The following is a 16,368-nucleotide window of genomic DNA, read 5'->3' on the forward strand; positions in this document are numbered from 1 at the left end:
GCCTTGCGTCTCCTATCTCTTGTCCTAGCCCTCGACGTCGGCGATGGCGCCGTCCATCGTGAAACCCTTCCAGTTGGGCTCGCCGGTGTAGGTCATGACGGGCTCGGTGCCCTCGAGCGCGCGGATGGCGCCCGCGGCGAGCGCGTCCATCTCGAAGTCGCCGGCGTAGACCTTGACCGGGGCGATCCAGCCCACGCGCTCGGTCACGTAGGACACGAAGCGCGGGTCGTGGGAGACGCCGCCGGTGAGCACGATGCCGTCGACCTTGCCGGCGAGGACCGCGGCGAAGGCGCCGATCGCCTTGGCGACCTGGTAGGCCATCGCGTCGTAGACGACCTCCGCCCAGGCGTCGCCGGCCTCGATGCGCGCCGTGATCTGGCGCGCGTCGTCGGTGCCGAGCAGCCCGAGCAGGCCGCCGGTCTTGCCGATGACGCCGTCGAGCTCCTTCTTGGTCGCGCCGGAGTAGGCGAGCTTCACCACGGGCTTGAGCGGCGCGTCGCCGGAGCGGTTGGGCGCGAAGGGGCCGGAGCCCTCGAGGACGTCGTTGGTGTCGACCATGCGGCCGTGGTCGTGGCAGGCGACGGAGAGGCCGCCTCCCACGTGCGCCACGATGAAGGAGCCGCCCTCGTAGGTGAGGCCGAGCTCGGCGGCGCAGCGGATCGCGCACTCCTTCTGGTTGAGGCAGTGCACGTGGCTCTTGCGGTAGACGCCGGGAAATCCGGTGATGCGCGCCACGTCGACGAGCTCGTCGGTGTCGGGCTGGTTGACGGCGTAGGCGGGCTTGCCGGTCGCCTGCGCAAAGGCGTGCAGCAGCGGCGCGCCGAGGATGGCGGGGTGGTTGACGCCGGCGTTCATGACGTGGTCGCAGACCGTGTCGTCGATGGCGAAGATGCCGCCGACGGTGGGGCCCATCGCGCCGCAGTAGCCGGAGAAGGCGTCGATGTCCTCGAGGGCGATGCCCTGCTCGGCGAGGGCGTCGAGGATGGTCTGGCGGCGGTACTCGAACTGGTCGGCGGCGTTGTCGAAGGCCGCGATCTCCTCGGCGGGGTGGGTGACGTTGAGACGGAAGAGCGCCTCGGTCCCGTCGAAGACGGCCACCTTCGTGGAGGTGGAGCCGGGGGAGAGCGTGAGGATCTTGTGGCCCATGCGGTTCCTTTCTGCGGGCGCGCCGTACGGCGATTGTGCGCGGCGCGGCGGCCCCTGTCTTTGTGCGGACACAACAAAATGCGGGCGAGAAGAACGGACGCGTCCCTCTCGCCCGGCGTCGGCGCTAGCGGGCGGCGAGGACGAGCATCGCGATGTCGCCGACGATCTCGTCGACGGTGGCTCCGCGGGAGGAGTCGGCCACGGGGCACTTGAAGCCGGAGAGCGTGTGACCGTAGGCGGCGCCGTGGGCGAAGCGCTGGACGATCTTCACCGCGAGGTTGGCGGAGTTGAGGTCGGGGAAGATGAGCACGTTGGCGCGGCCCGCGACGGCCGAGTCGCGACCCACCTTCTTGGCGGCGACGGCCTCGTCGATGGCGGCGTCGAGCTGGAACTCGCCGTCGGCGGCGATGTCGGGCCTGCGCTCGTGCACGAGCGAGATCGCCTCGTTCACGCGGTCAACCGAGCTGCCGGCGCCCGAGCCGCAGGTGGAGTACGAGAGGAAGCCCACGCGCGGCTCCCAGCCCATGATGGCGGCCACGTTGTCCGCCGCGGAGATGGCGATGGAGGCGAGCTCGGAGGCCGTGGGCTCGGGGTTGAGCCCGCAGTCGGCGAAGCAGACGACGTTGCCCTCCGGGCCCTCGAAGCCCTCGGTCTCCACGAGTGCGAAGATCGACGGGACGTCCACGCCCTCCTTGAGGCCGATGATGGTCTGGGCGGCCATGAGGACGTCGCCGGTGGTGTTGGTGTGGCCGCAGAAGGTGCAGTCCACGTCGCCGAGCTCCTCCATGACCATCGCGTACCACATCGGGCTCTTGATCTTGCGGCGGGTGCCCTTGGCGGAGAGCAGGCGGGCGCCGCCGGCCATGTAGCGCTCGGCCAGCGCGTCGGCGGCCGCCTCGTCGGAGGAGTCGACGATCTCCATGCCATCGAGCGCAACTCCGGCCTCGGCGGCCGTGGCCTCGATGACCTCGCGCGGGCTCACGAGCACGGGCGTCCCCACGCCCTCGTCGAGCACGCGACGGGCGGCGAGCAGGGTCTTTGCTGCTTCGCACTCGGGCAGGGCAACGCGGCGCGCGGGCGCCGCCTTGGCGTCCTCCACGAGCTTCTCGATAAGCGTCATGTCAGGTCCTTTCGATAGAAAAAGGGCCCGGCGGCGGCCGAGAGGGGCCGCGCTGCCGGGCCGTTCGTGCTACATGGACAGGGCGTCATCCACGAACTTGGCGGCGTCGGCGAAGGTCGCGCACTTGTTGAGCTGCATGTAGGGGACCTCGACCTCGTACTCGTCCTCGAGCGCGGACGCAAACTGCACGATGTTGACGGACTTGCAGTGCAGGTCGTCGACGAAGCGCGTCTCGGCGGACAGGGTGGAGGCGTCCACGCCAAAGATCTCGGCCGCCTTGTTCTTGAGGATGTCCACGACCTCTTCCTGGAACTCGTTCATCTTGCTTCCTTTCGCTTGTGGAAGAGGGACCGCCCCTCTTCCGCGTTTGCCGTATGTGGAGAGGGGAGCGCCCCTTTTCCTCGCGTTAGCCGCGGTAGACGTAGTCGCCGACCTGGTACTTGGGCGGCACCACGGGGATCTGCAGGTAGGAGTCGTGCTCGCCGCCGGTGTGGATGACGTGCATGCCGTCGCCGTTGTCGGTCTTGTGGTTCATGTCGTTGTCGTGGAACCACTCGGTCTTGATGAAGCGGCCGGCGATGACCACCTGGATCTTCTCGCCCTTGTGCCAGAAGCGGGAGTGCGGATACATCTCCACGTCCACCGGCACGATCTCGCCGGGCTGCATGCGCTCCTCCTTGGTGTGAGCGTGCACCGGCTGGAAGTCGCTCGCGTACTTGGGGTCGAGCTCGCGGTGGCTGCAGCGCAGGAACCCCCATGCGCCGCGGAAGGGCGCACCCATGACGCGGATCGGCACGTAGTTGCCGTCCTTGTCGAGCTTGATGACCCAGGGGAACAGGTCCATGTTGTCGTAGCCGCGGCACTCGACGTTCAGGTGCAGCTTCATGAAGCCCGTGATCTCGGTGTCCTCGGTGAACTGATAGGTGAACGTCGTGGTCTCGGTCTTGGGGTCGTAGACGACCTCGGCCTCCTGCCCGGGGTTCTCAAAGCTCGCGGAGCCGTCGGCGGCGTTGAGGTAGAGCTTCTTGTACTCGGTGCGCTTGAGCGGGAAGGACTCCTCCGGGCGGCGGTCGGCGTAGTCAAAGTCATAGCCGTCCATGACGTCGATGCGCACGCGCGGCGTCATCTCCCAGCCGTTGTGGATGTCCTTGCAGTAGCGGTCGAAGAAGCGGCGCAGGTCCTCGAGATTCTCGGGCTTGTAGCTGTCGGGCCACTCGAAGTCGCGGTGCGCGCGCATCCACTTCTTGGGCGAGCGGATGCGGCGGAAGCCCTCGAAGGCGCCGCGCAGGTGGTGGTGGACCCAGCCGGCCGTCACGTACGTGGGGATGCGGATCTTGTTCCAGTCGACGATCTTGTCCTTGTAGTACGCGTTCATGAGCGGGTACTGGGCGACCATCGCCGGCGTGTCCTCGATGTAGTTGTTGACCGCGAGCGCCTGGATGATGTGGGTCTCGTAGTCGGGGTTGGGGATGCCGCCGCAGTAGTAGCTCTCGCGGTAGAGGTCGCCCTGGCCCTCCCAGGCCGCCAGGCACGCGAGGTGGGGCGGACGGGTGGCGGCGATGCGCCAGTGGGCCATGCACACGCCGGAGTTGCCGATCATCGTGGCCTTTCCGTTGCACCACTCCTGAGCGGTGACCCACTCGATGAAGTCATAGCCGTCCTGGGCGTCCTGGCTGCCCCAGAGGTAGACGTCGCCCTCGGAGTTGCCCACGCCGCGCGGGTCCACGTTGGCCACGGCGTAGCCGTAGTGGCACCAGTAGCCGGGGTCGGGCGCCTCGAACTTGGCGTACTGGGAGACCGTCTTGGGCGGCACGCCCATGAGCTGCCAGGAGTCCATGCCCTCGGAGGGGTTCTTGCCAAACGGGGCAAAGACGCAGATGACCGGCACCTTCTCGGTGGTGTTGGCGGGACGGTAGATGTCCGCGTAGATGGTGGTGCCGTCGCGCAGGACGCAGGCCTGGTCGCGCTCGCACATGACGCCGGGGATCTCGGTCATGTAGGTGTGCGGCTGGTAGGGGGCGCAAAATCCCATCGTGGCGACCATCTCGCCGTCGCCGGCGTCGGGGTCCTCGGCCAGGCGGCGCTTGATCTCCTCGAGCTCCTCGCGGGACTTGCCGGGGTTGCCCTTGGCAAAGGGGACCTCGAACTCCTCCCCGCCGAAGGTCATCTTCTTGACGATGCCCTCTCTCTTCTCGGCCATGCGGCGCTCCTCTCTGACGAGCCCCCGGGCGTGCCCGGCGGGCGCTTTCCCTGCCCCAGAGTGTGGGCGTTTGGGCCAAGAACTTCATTGGACTGGGTTACAAACTTTGGGGCCCCGTGGCGGGCCCGCGCGGTACCGCTGCCCATCGCCCAGCTCAGGGCCCTTGGTCAACAGCACAACGCGCTGCTATCATGGGGGCGAGAAGAGCGGGCGGGCCGTCCCGCCGTCGGGTCCGGAGGGGGAGCCATGAAGCTGAGAACGGTCGTCAACGAGCTGGCGTGCGGGGCGCTCTGGCCGGCGCGACCGGAGCTTTTGGACGCCAACGTCCTGCTCACCCCCGAGTACGGCTCGACGACCCCGGGGGACATGCTGTTCGTGCGCCTGTGCCGCCTCGAGGACTGGGCGGACGGGAGGGTCAGCGCGGGCGAGCGCGAGCTTCTGCTCGTCCACGCGGGGCCCAAGATCCCCGCCGACGCCTCGCCCGCGGGCAATGTCGTGCTCATCTCCCATCCGAGCTGCTACGAGGACCTGCGGGCCCAGTTTCTCGACCTGCCCTCCCGCATCGCGGTGCTGGAGCTGCTGCGCGAGCGGATGTTCAACGCGTTTCTCGGCTCCTACGACGTGGCGCAGTTCGCGCGCCGCTCCTCGGAGGTGCTCGGCAATCCCGTGATCGTCCTCAACTCCGACCAGCGCGTGCTCGCCACTGCCGGCGAGTTCCCGGTCGACGCCCTCGACGTGCAGGAGGTCCTCGCGCAGGGCTACATCTCCGAGATGGTCAACGCCGACATGGAGGCCGACGGCATCATCGAGGGCGTGCGGCGCTCGCATCACTCCATCCTCGCCTTCAGCGCGCGCTACGCCCGAAGCTGGGTCACCTCGATGGTCCACTTCCATCATCTCGAGATGGGTCGCTTCGACGTGATGGAGAAGGACCGCCCGATATCCGGCATCGACCTCGAGCTCATCGACTACGCCTCCCAGCTCGCGGGCATCCTCATCGACCGCCTCGGCCTCGCCGGCGAGCGCGTGGGGTTTGGCTCCTCGGTCCTGCACGACCTCGTGACCGGCGGCTTCGTCAACGAGGAGACCATGCGCGCCCAGCTTGGGGTCACGCACCTCCCGCGGGACGGGTCCTACGCGATGCTCACGTTCTCCGGCCAGCGCGACGCCGACCGCGACTACCTCGCCCGCGTGGGCTCGATGGTGGGCCGCGCGGTGCGCAGCTGCCTGTGGTGCATCGAGGACGGCGTCCTGTGCGCGCTGGTGCCAGTGGGCAGGAGCGAGGCCGTTGGCTACGACGACTACGCGCGCTGCGTCCGGCGCCTCTCCGCCAACTCCGCCCTGGCCTCGATGCTCGAGAACAACGACCTGCGCGCCTTCGTGAGCGAGCCCTTTGACGAGGTCGACCGCGCCGGCGCCCGCCTCGAGCAGTGCCGGCTGCTCATGCGCGTGCCCGACCCGCGCGCCCGCGGCCGCGTCTGCTACTTCTGGGAGAACCGCTTTGGCGTGCTGGCTGCCGTCGCGGGCACGCGGGAGCGCGTCGACATGATGCTTGACAAGCGCGTGGTGGCGATGGACGCCTACGACCGGGAGCACGGCACGGCCTACCTCGAGACCGCCATCATGTCCGTGCGCCATCCCGGCAGCCCCGCCGAGGCGGCCGCCGCGCTCTCGGTCCACCGCAACACCTACTTCTACCGCATGAACAAGGTCAAGGAGCTCTTCTTCGTAGACCTCAAGGACGGCGAGGACCGCCTGGCGCTCTCCTTCACCGCGCAGGTCCTCGAGGCCTCGCGCCGGTAGCGTGCGCCTGTTGACAGTGGCGTCAGGTTATATTGTCAACTTGACAATCGCGTCAGGTTATATTGTCAAGTTGGCCGAGAAGAACGTCCGGATGCCGCACGGGGCTGACGGTGGCGTCGGGGTTGACAGTGGCGTCAGGTTATATTGTCAACCCCTGTCGGGGGTTGACAATATAACCTGACGCCACTGTCAACCCCGACGCCACCGTCAGCCGTCCAATGTGCAATCGCACAGACACGTTCTTCTCGCCTGGGCGTTTATCAAACGTCAGCCTAACGGGTTTGCCCATACGCTTTTCCCAACGGAACCCAAGCCGGAGAGGAAAGGGGTCGCCATGACCAAGATCGTGGGCGTTTCGTTTGGCACCAAGAACGGCAACAACGACTGCATCTGCAAGGAGGTGCTCAAGGCCTGCCAGGAGGAGGGCTGCGAGATCGAGTTCATCCGCGCGATGGACCTTGACATCAAGCACTGCACCGGCTGCATTACCTGCGTCAAGATGCTCATGAGCGGCACCAAGAACATGTGCGTCCACAAGGACGACTTTGACTGGCTCGCCTTCGAGATGTTCAACGCCGACGGCGTCATCATGGTCGACCCGATCTTCGAGACCGGCGCGTCGGGCCTCTTCCACACCATCATGGACCGCTTCGGGCCCCGCATGGACACCGGCAACAACTTCATCGGCACCCAGATCGCCCAGGGCCGCCTTGCCCAGGGCGGCGCCGCCGCCAAGGGCGTCGAGGTGCCCAACCCCGCGATCATGAGCCCCAAGGTCGTCTCCTACATCGGCATCGGCGGCTCCGACTGGGGCACCCACGTCCAGTCCGAGCACCAGCTCCAGGCCATGACCCCCAGCTGGAAGGTCATTGACAACGAGTGGGTCGCCTGGTCCAAGACCGCCCTCATGGACGACTCCCTGATCGAGCGTGCCCACCAGATCGGCGTCAACCTGGCCAACGCCGCCAAGGACATCGAGCACGCCACCTACCAGGGCAAGCCCGGCATCTGCCCGCACTGCAACTGCAACGACTTCTATCTCGTCCCCGGCGAGAACCGCGCCATCTGCTGCGTCTGCGGCCTCGAGGGCACCGTCTCGGTCGAGGACGGCGTCGTGAAGGTCACCTACGCCGACGAGGACCTGCACAAGGCCCACGACATCCAGTCCGGCAAGGAGATCCACGGCAAGGACATCGCCGAGAACGAGGGCAAGCTCGCGGAGATGAAGAAGACCCAGGCCTACAAGGACCGCGTCGCCTACTATCGCGATCTCATCCAGCCCACGATGCCCCCGCGCGCCTAGCGCGTCGGCAGGCCAGAAGAACTGCCTTTAGGACCCGGCCGCGACCACGTGGCCGGGTCTTCTCGTCCCGTGCGGGGCTCCCGGGCGCCAGGCCCGAGACCGTCGAAAAGCGCATGGGTCGAGCGCACAAACCACGCGGGACATTTTGGCCCGATATGTGTTGCGCGCACATTGTTGGCGAGACGCCCGTGCGCGATGGTGTACGCGTGCAAGAAGGTGCCGAGAGGCACACATGGCAGCAGATAGAGGAGGATTCGCATGAAGCAGCTTGAGACCGACGTCGTCGTCATCGCGGCCGGCCTCTCCGGCCTCGCCGCGTCCGTGGCGGCCGCCGAGAGCGGCGCGAGGGTCATCACCCTCGAGAAGGCGTCCAACACCGGCGGCGCCGCCAACATGGGCATGGGCCCGGCCGCGGCCGGCTCGCCCCTCCAGAAGGCCTCGATGATCGAGGTCACCCCCGGCGAGCTCTTCCGCCGTCACATGTTCTACACCCACTACCAGGTCGACGCCCGCCTCGTGCGCGACTACTACTTCAAGAGCGGCGACACCATCCAGTGGCTCATGGACATGGGCGTCGAGTTCAACAGCGTCCGCCCGGCGTTCCGCGCCCGCGAGCGCACCCGCGCCTACGCCGACGGCGAGTACACCTGGCATGTCGTCCAGCCCGAGGACGGCTCCGAGCCCGGCCCGCGCGCTGCGACCACGATGACCAAGCGCATGACCGAGCACGCCCAGGAGCTCGGCGTCGAGTTCATGCTCGAGTGCCCCGGCACCGGCCTCATCACCAACGACGAGGGCGCCGTCGTGGGCGTCACCGCCAAGGACAAGAACGGCGAGGAGTACGAGATCTCCTGCTCCTCGGTCATCGTCGCCACCGGCGGCTTTGGCCACAACGCCCAGATGATCAAGGACACCATGGGCTTCGAGTGGGGCAAGAACCTGTTCTCCTTCGCCATCCCCGGCATGGACGGCGACGGCATCAACATGTGCCACTCCGTGGGCGCCGGCCACACCCCGGTCACCATGGAGATGATGTACCAGATCCCCGACAACATGAACCACTTCTACGTCGAGGGCGCCTTCCGCCAGCCCTGCTACTGGTGCAACCGCATGGGCGAGCGCTTCATGCCCGAGGACGAGATCTTCAACACCACCTTCGTGGGCAACGCGATCAACCACCTGCCCGGCAAGGTCGCCTACGCGATCTTTGACTCCAAGATGCTCAAGCACTGGAAGAAGGACGGCCCGGACATCGTCTCCCACGTCCACCCGCACGACCTCTACGAGGGCTTCGACGAGCAGTGGGAGCGCGACCTCGCCGACGGCTACGAGCCCATCTGCCAGGCCGACACCCTCGAGGAGCTCGCCGAGAAGGCCGGCATCGACGTCGACGGCCTCATCGCCAACGTCGAGGAGTACAACGAGATGTGCGAGAGCGGCTGGGACGAGATCTTCGAGAAGGAGCGCGAGTTCATGCAGCCGCTCGAGAAGGGCCCGTTCTACTGCTGCAAGCAGTACATCGGCGCCTACGGCACCCTGGGCGGCGTGCTGATCAACCACAACATGGAGGTCATGACCGACGACTACAAGGTCATCCCCGGCCTCTACTGCGTGGGCACCGACGCCTGCACCATCTACGGCGACTCCTACAACTACTGCATCCCGGGCAACACCATGGGCTTCTGCCTCAACTCCGGACGCATCGCCGGCGAGAACGCCGCCGCCAAGCTCTTCGAGTACTAGTTCCGTGACGCGCGGGGCCCTGCGGGGCCCCGCGCCCAAGCCGCGGAGAGGCGAGAGGGACGCGGGCTTGCGGACTTTCGAAGGGGGGAGCCGCGAGCCCGCGTCCTTCTCGGCGCGGCACGATCTGACAGAGGGGGTCATGTGAAGCTCACGATCAACGGCCAGCAGGTCGAGGCACGCGAGGGCCAGTCGGTCCTCGACGCGGCGCTCGAAGCCGGCATCTTCATCCCGCACCTCTGCAAGCACCCCGACCTCGAGGCCGTGGGCGGCTGCCGCCTGTGCATGGTCGAGGTCGACGGCGCGGAGGAGCCCGTGTGCGCCTGCAAGACCGAGGTGCGCGAGGGCATGCAGGTCAACGTCAACGGCGAGCGCGCCGACCGCGTGCGCCGCATGGCGATGGAGCTCATCCTCGCCACGCACCCTACCGACTGCACCGGCTGCCCCAAGTACGGCAAGTGCGAGCTGCAGTCGATGTACCAGTACCTGGGCGTCTCGCCCACGCGCTGGCGCGTGAAGAGCCGCCCCGTCGCCACCGACGAGTCCAACCCGCTCATCACCCACATGTTCACGCGCTGCATCCGCTGCGGCCGCTGCGTGCGCGCCTGCCGCGAGCTGCGCGGGGTTGGCGTCCTGGACTACCAGCACACCGAGGAGGGCATCCGCATCGGCACCGACGGCTCGGTCTCGCTCGAGGAGGCGGGCTGCCGCTTCTGCGGCGCGTGCATCGAGGTCTGCCCCACGGGCTCGATCATCGACGTGCTCTCCCGCGTGCACGAGGACCGCTCCCGCGAGGAGGACGTCGTGCCCTGCCGCTTTGGCTGCCCGGCGCACATCGACATCCCGCGCTACCTGCGCCACGTCCGCGACGGCGAGTGGGAGGCCGCGACGGCCGTCGTGCGCGAGAAGGTCCCGTTCCCCGAGACCCTCGGCACCATCTGCAACCACAACTGCGAGAGCGAGTGCAAGCGCAACGACCTGACCGCGCCGCTCTCGGTCTGCCGCCTCAAGCGCGCGGCAGCGGTGCGCGACACCGGCGAGTGGAAGAGCCGCGTGCGCCACGAGCCGCTCACGGGCAAGCGCGTGGCCGTCGTGGGCGCCGGCCCCGCGGGCCTCACGGCGGCTCTGTTCCTCGCCGAGAAGGGCCACCTGGTGACGGTCTTCGAGGCCAACGAGAAGGTCGGCGGGCAGCTGCGCTACGGCATCCCGGCCTACCGCCTGCCCGACGCCACCGTCGACCACGAGGTCGACATCATCCGCGAGATCTCCCAGGGCACCGACGCCGAGCCGCGCATCGACATCCGCTGCGGCGAGCGCGTGGCCGATCCCAGGGCGCTTCTCGGCGAGGGCTATGACGCCGTGCTCGTGGCCGTGGGCACCCACGTGGGCACCCGCCTTCCGATGGAGGGCTCCGACCTCGAGGGCGTCTACGTCAACACCGACTTCCTCAAGGCGGCCCGCACCGGCGAGCCGATGGACGTGACCGGCCGCGTGGTGGTGCTCGGCGGCGGCAACGTGGCCTACGACTGCGCTCGCACGGCCGTGCGCCTGGGTGCCGAGAAGGTCGACGTGGCCTGCCTCGAGTCCATCGATAAGATGACCTCCACGCCCGAGGAGCGCGAGGAGGCCGCCGAGGAGGGCGTGGAGCTCCACGACGCCTACGCCTTCACCTCCATCAACGAGTCCGAGCCCGGCTCCGGCCGCGTTGGCTCCGTCACGATTCACAAGATCGAGCGCTTCTACTTTGACGAGAACCACCGCGCGGTGACCGAGCTCGTCGAGGGCGGCGAGCTCACGATCCCCGCCGACCACGTGATCTTTGCCGTGGGCCAGAAGCCCGAGGGCACCGACGCGATGGGCCTCGAGCTCACGCACGGCCCCTACATCGCGGCCGACGCCGAGCTCGCCACGAGCGCCGAGGGCGTCTGGGCCGCCGGCGACTGCGTCACGGGCACCAAGTCCGTCATCGCCGCCATCGAGCAGGGCCGCGAGGCCGCGAGCTCGATCGACCGCCACCTCGGCGGCGACGGCGACATCACGGCCGAGCTGCTCGACGCCGACGCGCCGCAGCAGCGCGTGGGCAAGGTCCCCGAGGGCTTCTACGGCGGCCGCGTCGAGCCCAAGATCGCGCCGGCCGAGGAGCGCGCGCACACCTTCGACGTCTTCGAGTGCCCGTTCACCGAGGACGAGGCCCGCTGCGAGGCGTCGCGCTGCCTGCAGTGCGATCTGCGCCTGACCCTCACCACCCCGCGCCTGTGGAACGAGTACTAGGAAGGGAGCGAGAAATGACGACTATTGTGAGCTTCATGCCGACCTACGCGGCGGCGCCCGTCTCCCTTCACCTCCTGAAGGCCGACGTCGAGGGCGCGGCAGAGAGGATCGCCGGCCTCGGGGGAGAGGTGGCGGTGCTCGTGCCGTCCTCGGAGCCCGAGCTCGCCGCGCGCCTGCGCGAGCTTCTCGGCGACGCCGCGCGCGTGGTCGAGGCCGACGCGTCCCTCGGCTTTGTCTACGCCAACGACACCGCGTGCGCCTGCGTGCTGGCGGGCGAGAAGCCTCTGCCCTCCGAGGTCACCGGCACCACCCCTGAGCTGCGCCTCGTTGCCGGCTCCGAGCTCCTCGGCGCCGAGGGTTCCCGCTGGACCTGGTTCGAGGGCGTGCAGGCCCCCGTCGAGCTCCCCGCGTCCACGACCGTGGGCGCGCTCGTCGCGGCCTCCGGCGTGAGCGACGCCAAGGCGGTCTACGTGGGCTATCCCACCGGCGCGTTCTTCTCGGCCTCGAACGCCGACGCCGCCGTCGAGCTCGGCAGCGACTACGTGCGCGTGTACGGACAGGAGTCGTGCATGGCGAGCGCGCTCGACCAGGTGTGCCAGCTCTACCGGCACGAGACCTGCGGCCGGTGCGTCTTCGGCCACGAGGGCGGGCACCAGATCGCGCAGATCGTGAGCGACATCTGCCGCAAGAAGGGCAAGGCCTCCGACGTGGCGCTGCTGCGCGACCTCTGCCCCGTCATGGAGACGCAGAGCCTCTGCGAGATGGGCCGCGTGATGGCGCGCACCGTGCTCTCCGCGCTCGACGCCTTTGGCGACGAGATCGAGCAGCACTTCACCAAGAAGGTCTGCCCGGCGGGGGAGTGCAAGGCGTACATGACCTACCACATCCTGCCCACCAAGTGCGTGGGCTGCGGCGAGTGCGTCGACGCCTGCGAGGACGAGGCCATCCTCGGCAAGCCGCGCTTCATCCACGTTATCGACCAGAAGGCGTGCACGCAGTGCGGCAAGTGCGTGAGCGTCTGCGACGAGGAGGCCATCATCATGGCCGGCGCCGACAAGCCGCGCACCCCGCCGCGCCCGATCCCCATCCGCAAGCGCTAGCAGCGCGTTGGGGACTGTCCCCAACGTGCAGGTGACGTCCCTGGGCCGCCTCCCCCGAGGCGGCCCTTTTCGTCGGCCGAGAAGGGCGCGCCGCCGCGGATTTGTCCCGTGCGCACAAAGGCGGCCCCTCCCGCCCGCCAGGCTCTGGTCCCGCGAACATGCCGCCGCGTCGGGCGCCGTGCGATACTACTCGCAACATGACCCTCTCGCGCTCTGTTTGCCATGCCGGAGCCCGAGGGGGTCACGCCTTTGTCCGTGCGCACGAAGCCGCGCCCGCCACGACCAAAAGCGTCGTTCGCCCAGACGGTGAACGCCCGCGCGCGCCGCCGTAGCATTCCCTCAGAATGCGCGGACGGGGGTCCGCGCCCGACGCTCGAGGAGAGGAGCGGACATGTCTTTCAAGGTCATGGCAATCTGCGCCGGCAGGCACGGAGGCAACGGCGAGGCGCTCGCCAAGGAGGCGCTCTGCGCGGTCCAGGAGGCCGGCGGCGAGGTCGAGCTGATCAACCTCTTTGACTACAACATCTTGCCGTGCACCGGCTGCGAGGGCTGCACGATGCAGATGGGCAAGGTCGGTGCGGGCCTCCAGAAGGAGTATCACGGCTGCGTCCTCAAGAACAAGGACGACGTCGACGCCATCGTGAGCGAGCTGCGCACCTGCCACGGCGTGATCTTCGCCGTCCCGACCTACGACCTCACCCCGAGCTCGGTCTACACGCGCTTCGCGCAGCGCTTCCTTGCCTACGAGCTGTCGTTCCTTCTCGCCATCGGCGCGGTGAAGGAGAACCCGCACACCGTGGCCGGCCTGATCGCGGTGGGCGGCTCCATGCACGACTGGCAGAGCCTCGCCCTCGAGAGCCTGCAGGCCACCATGTTCACGATGTCGCTGCAGGTCGTCGACCGCTACATGGCGCAGCGCGACGGCCGCCCGGGCAATGCCTTCGTCTGGGGCGACGACGTCGAGTGGGGCGGCCAGCTCGCCCGCGCCCGCAAGATGGGCGAGAACATCGTCAAGGCCATCCAGACGCCGGTCGAGGAGCGCACCTGGCTCGGCGACCCCGATGACGGCGTGTGCCCCAACTGCCACAGCTCGCTCGTCTACCCCGGCGACAAGCACTGGGACGGCATCGAGTTCCCGTGGGAGTGCGCGGTGTGCGGCGCCGGCGGCGACCTCGCCGTCAACGAGGAGACCGGTCGTCCCTACCTCAAGATCGCCGAGAACGGCCTCATCCGCGACCGCAACGACGACAAGGCACGCGCCGAGCACCTCAACGAGATCAACAAGACGCGCGACGAGTTCTTCGCGCACCTCGACGAGGTCAAGCCGCTGATGGAGAAGTACGCCAAGATGGAGTTCCCGACGCTCAAGATCGAGCGCTAGTCAGACGGGCCAGAGGGGGAGTCGTCCCCTCTGGCCCGCGTGCGGATTCCGGACGGTTTGGACCGCGAAAGCGTCCGGAGTCCGCACGTCTCCGGAAGAGGTGCGAGTTCCGGTCGTTCTTCTCGACAAAAGCGTCCGGAATCCGCGCGCTTCCTCGAAACGTGCGGGTTCCGGACGATCCGGCCGAGAAGGGCGACCTCCTCGCGCCCTCACTTGTGGTGCGCGCGGAGGTCGTCGCTCGTGCGCGGCTTGGTGCGCGTCTCGAGCAGGCCCAGGTAGATCAGGGCGCGGATGGAGAGGTGGAACAAGAACAGGTCCTCGCCGGACGTGAGGTCGTTCTCGCAGATTTCCTTGATGCGGCCCAGGCGGTAGAGCAGCGTGTTCTTGTGCAGGCACAGCAGAAGCGCGGTGCGCGCGGTGCTGGAGCCGTTTTGCATGTAGGCGTAAAGCGTCTCCACCAGCTCGCTGCCGTGGCGCTGGTCGTGGTCGTAGAGCGCCCAGATCGCGGGATGGACGTAGTTGAACAGGTTCACCCGGTCGTTGGCTAAGTCGAGCAGCTCCATGTAGGTGTAGTCGCAGTAGTTGTAGACGTGGGTGTCGTCGAGCACCTTGGTGTAGGAGGAGCCAAAGTGGATCGCGGAGCGCGCCTGGGCGAGGTGACGGCGCACGTCGCAGATGTCGTCGAAGGCGTTGCTCACGCCCACGAGCACATCGTTGTCCTTGGCGACGCGCGCGAGCAGGCGCCGGTCGTAGGCGGAGAGCATCGGCCCCTCCGCACGGCTCGCCACGATCACGAGGTCGCCGCCGTAGGAGGTCGTGAGGCTCTTGACCAGCATCGGCTGGAGCTGGCCGCGCAGGCTCTCCTCGTCCCGAGCGCCGAGGGCGCCGCCGGACGCGTCGCGGACCACCACGACGAAGAGCGTGGGCAGCGGCTCGAGGCCAAGAAGCGCCAGGCGGCGCGCGGTGGCCTGGGGCGTGGGCTGCTCGTCCTCGAGCAGGCGGCGCAGGAAGTAGGACTCCATCTGGGCGCTGCCCACGGTGAAGACCTCCCCCTTCTGCAGCTCCTGCCCGACGACGTTGCACAAAAGCGAGAAGTCCTCGACGTCACCCTCGGCGAAGGGCCTCTCGTGGGCCATCATCATGACGCGCGCCAGGCAGATGCCGTGTACCATGACGTTTTGCGTCATCGTGGTGAGGGCGAGGTTGGCGTTGTCGCGCACCACGGGCCCGCGGGCGCGGGCGAGCCGCTCGTTGATGCCGTCGTCCTCGATGAAGGCCACGCCGTCCTCGAGGATGTCGCCGAAGGCCATCTCCTCGCGCATCACGCGCGCGTAGGCGGAGTCGTCATCGGCCGCCGGGGACACGCCGCCGCTCGCGACGTAGTGGTAGCTCGGGTCCACGACCACGATGGGGTTGCCGAGGGCGTCGGCCGCCTCGTCGACGAGGTGCCTGATGCCCCGGTCGGAGAGGAGCGCCGCGAGGATGCGGTCTCTTCTCGCCTGCGTGGAAGGGTCGCCCTGCTCCATTCACGGCTCCTTTCGGCGGTGCGCTGCTGACGGATTTCCGCGACACATGATAATGGAAATGAAAGGGAGGGCGACCATGACGGTCTGGGGAGGCAGCGACAGGATGGACCCCGTCGACGCGCGCATCGAGGACGCGGTCTTTACGCTCATGGAGACGACCGACATCCCCGACATCCGCGTGGCGGACGTCGTGCGCCTCGCCGGCATCTCCCGCTCGACCTTCTACCGGCGCTTTGGCTCGGTCGACGACGTGGTCAAGGCCTTCGAGACCGACGTGCTGGCCAACATGCACTCCATCAACAGCTACGCCCTCAAGGCCCGCTTCGGCCAGTCCGAGCTCGACCCCACGCCCACGATGATCCGGCGCATGGAGGTCCTCGCTGAGCGGCGCGACAAGATCGTGGCGCTCAACGGCCCGCACGGCGACCCGCAGTTCGTGCACAAGGCCACGATCCTCATGCACGACCACTTCCGCGAGCGCCTCTCCGACGTGGAGGGCTCCGACACCTACCGCGATTTCTACCTCGCCTTCGTTCTCGCCGGCCACCACAACGTGATCCAGTACTGGCTCGAGGAGCGCCCGGAGGTCTCCCCGGAGGTCGTCGCCGGCGTGCTCAACCGCCTCTTCTACGCGCCGTTTTTCCTCGACGAGACCAACGCGCGTCACGTGCCCGCGTCGCCGTTCCGCGGAAGGGGCGCGCGGGGCGAGAAGGACGGGCGGGACGTGCGGGACGAGAAGGGCGAGCGGCGCCGCCAGCGGTAGGTTCCGACCGCCGAG

Annotated in this window: 12 protein-coding genes; 7 read left to right on the forward strand and 5 right to left on the reverse strand. The window is 68.1% G+C overall.

Annotated elements, in window-relative coordinates:
* Positions 1-24 precede the first annotated feature (24 nt).
* From buk to NW198_RS01555, 4 genes are all read right to left on the reverse strand, one after another.
* Entirely contained in the window at positions 25-1,146 is a 1,122-nt protein-coding gene (gene buk, locus NW198_RS01540; RefSeq protein ID WP_258339744.1) for a butyrate kinase, read from the reverse strand.
* 124 nt (positions 1,147-1,270) lie between these two features.
* The gene (locus tag NW198_RS01545) at positions 1,271-2,266 is read right to left on the reverse strand and encodes a phosphate acyltransferase (RefSeq protein WP_087313266.1); all 996 of its coding nucleotides are present in this window, start codon (positions 2,264-2,266) and stop codon (positions 1,271-1,273) included.
* A gap of 69 nt (positions 2,267-2,335) precedes the next feature.
* Positions 2,336-2,587: an acyl carrier protein gene (locus NW198_RS01550; protein WP_087313264.1), complete on the reverse strand. Its 252-nt coding sequence runs from the start codon at positions 2,585-2,587 to the stop codon at positions 2,336-2,338.
* 85 nt (positions 2,588-2,672) lie between these two features.
* On the reverse strand, positions 2,673-4,466 hold the full coding sequence (locus NW198_RS01555; RefSeq protein WP_087313262.1) for a CocE/NonD family hydrolase: 1,794 nt from the start codon (positions 4,464-4,466) through the stop codon (positions 2,673-2,675).
* 246 nt (positions 4,467-4,712) lie between these two features.
* Here NW198_RS01555 and NW198_RS01560 point away from each other — a divergent pair, with 246 nt between their 5' ends.
* The 6 genes from NW198_RS01560 (at position 4,713) to NW198_RS01585 (ending at position 14,064) form a co-directional block, all read left to right on the forward strand.
* Complete coding sequence (locus NW198_RS01560) at positions 4,713-6,269, forward strand: CdaR family transcriptional regulator (protein ID WP_258339745.1); 1,557 nt, start codon at positions 4,713-4,715, stop codon at positions 6,267-6,269.
* 334 nt (positions 6,270-6,603) lie between these two features.
* Positions 6,604-7,572, forward strand: coding sequence for a flavodoxin family protein (locus tag NW198_RS01565; protein ID WP_087313258.1), 969 nt, complete (start codon positions 6,604-6,606; stop codon positions 7,570-7,572).
* A gap of 258 nt (positions 7,573-7,830) precedes the next feature.
* Positions 7,831-9,315, forward strand: a complete 1,485-nt coding sequence (locus NW198_RS01570; protein WP_258339746.1) for an FAD-dependent oxidoreductase — start codon at positions 7,831-7,833, stop codon at positions 9,313-9,315.
* Between the two features lie 141 nt (positions 9,316-9,456).
* Positions 9,457-11,583, forward strand: coding sequence for an FAD-dependent oxidoreductase (locus NW198_RS01575; RefSeq protein WP_258339747.1), 2,127 nt, complete (start codon positions 9,457-9,459; stop codon positions 11,581-11,583).
* A 14-nt stretch (positions 11,584-11,597) separates the two neighbouring features.
* The gene (locus NW198_RS01580; RefSeq protein WP_087313252.1) at positions 11,598-12,683 is read left to right on the forward strand and encodes an NADH-ubiquinone oxidoreductase-F iron-sulfur binding region domain-containing protein; all 1,086 of its coding nucleotides are present in this window, start codon (positions 11,598-11,600) and stop codon (positions 12,681-12,683) included.
* A gap of 391 nt (positions 12,684-13,074) precedes the next feature.
* Complete coding sequence (locus NW198_RS01585) at positions 13,075-14,064, forward strand: flavodoxin family protein (RefSeq protein ID WP_087313250.1); 990 nt, start codon at positions 13,075-13,077, stop codon at positions 14,062-14,064.
* 209 nt (positions 14,065-14,273) lie between these two features.
* Here the strand turns inward: NW198_RS01585 and NW198_RS01590 are convergent, their stop codons facing one another.
* Entirely contained in the window at positions 14,274-15,590 is a 1,317-nt protein-coding gene (locus NW198_RS01590) for a CdaR family transcriptional regulator (protein WP_258339748.1), read from the reverse strand.
* Between the two features lie 76 nt (positions 15,591-15,666).
* On the opposite strand from NW198_RS01590, the gene NW198_RS01595 reads away from it, so the two are divergent.
* A complete protein-coding gene (locus NW198_RS01595) occupies positions 15,667-16,353 on the forward strand; it encodes a TetR/AcrR family transcriptional regulator (RefSeq protein ID WP_158094534.1) in 687 nt (228 codons plus the stop codon).
* The last annotated feature ends 15 nt before the right edge of the window (positions 16,354-16,368 follow it).

It is taken from the genome of Thermophilibacter sp. ET337 (genome assembly GCF_024733715.1).
GTDB lineage: Bacteria > Actinomycetota > Coriobacteriia > Coriobacteriales > Atopobiaceae > Thermophilibacter.

Excerpts from the sequence above, each read along its gene's own strand:
- NW198_RS01590 (WP_258339748.1), bottom strand. The coding sequence starts at position 15,590 with ATGGAGCAGGGCGACCCTTCCACGCAGGCGAGAAGAGACCGCATCCTC.
- NW198_RS01550 (WP_087313264.1), bottom strand. The coding sequence starts at position 2,587 with ATGAACGAGTTCCAGGAAGAGGTCGTGGACATCCTCAAGAACAAGGCG.
- buk (WP_258339744.1), bottom strand. The coding sequence starts at position 1,146 with ATGGGCCACAAGATCCTCACGCTCTCCCCCGGCTCCACCTCCACGAAG.
- NW198_RS01585 (WP_087313250.1), top strand. The coding sequence starts at position 13,075 with ATGTCTTTCAAGGTCATGGCAATCTGCGCCGGCAGGCACGGAGGCAAC.
- NW198_RS01565 (WP_087313258.1), top strand. The coding sequence starts at position 6,604 with ATGACCAAGATCGTGGGCGTTTCGTTTGGCACCAAGAACGGCAACAAC.
- NW198_RS01580 (WP_087313252.1), top strand. The coding sequence starts at position 11,598 with ATGACGACTATTGTGAGCTTCATGCCGACCTACGCGGCGGCGCCCGTC.
- NW198_RS01595 (WP_158094534.1), top strand. The coding sequence starts at position 15,667 with ATGACGGTCTGGGGAGGCAGCGACAGGATGGACCCCGTCGACGCGCGC.
- NW198_RS01545 (WP_087313266.1), bottom strand. The coding sequence starts at position 2,266 with ATGACGCTTATCGAGAAGCTCGTGGAGGACGCCAAGGCGGCGCCCGCG.
- NW198_RS01570 (WP_258339746.1), top strand. The coding sequence starts at position 7,831 with ATGAAGCAGCTTGAGACCGACGTCGTCGTCATCGCGGCCGGCCTCTCC.
- NW198_RS01555 (WP_087313262.1), bottom strand. The coding sequence starts at position 4,466 with ATGGCCGAGAAGAGAGAGGGCATCGTCAAGAAGATGACCTTCGGCGGG.
- NW198_RS01560 (WP_258339745.1), top strand. The coding sequence starts at position 4,713 with ATGAAGCTGAGAACGGTCGTCAACGAGCTGGCGTGCGGGGCGCTCTGG.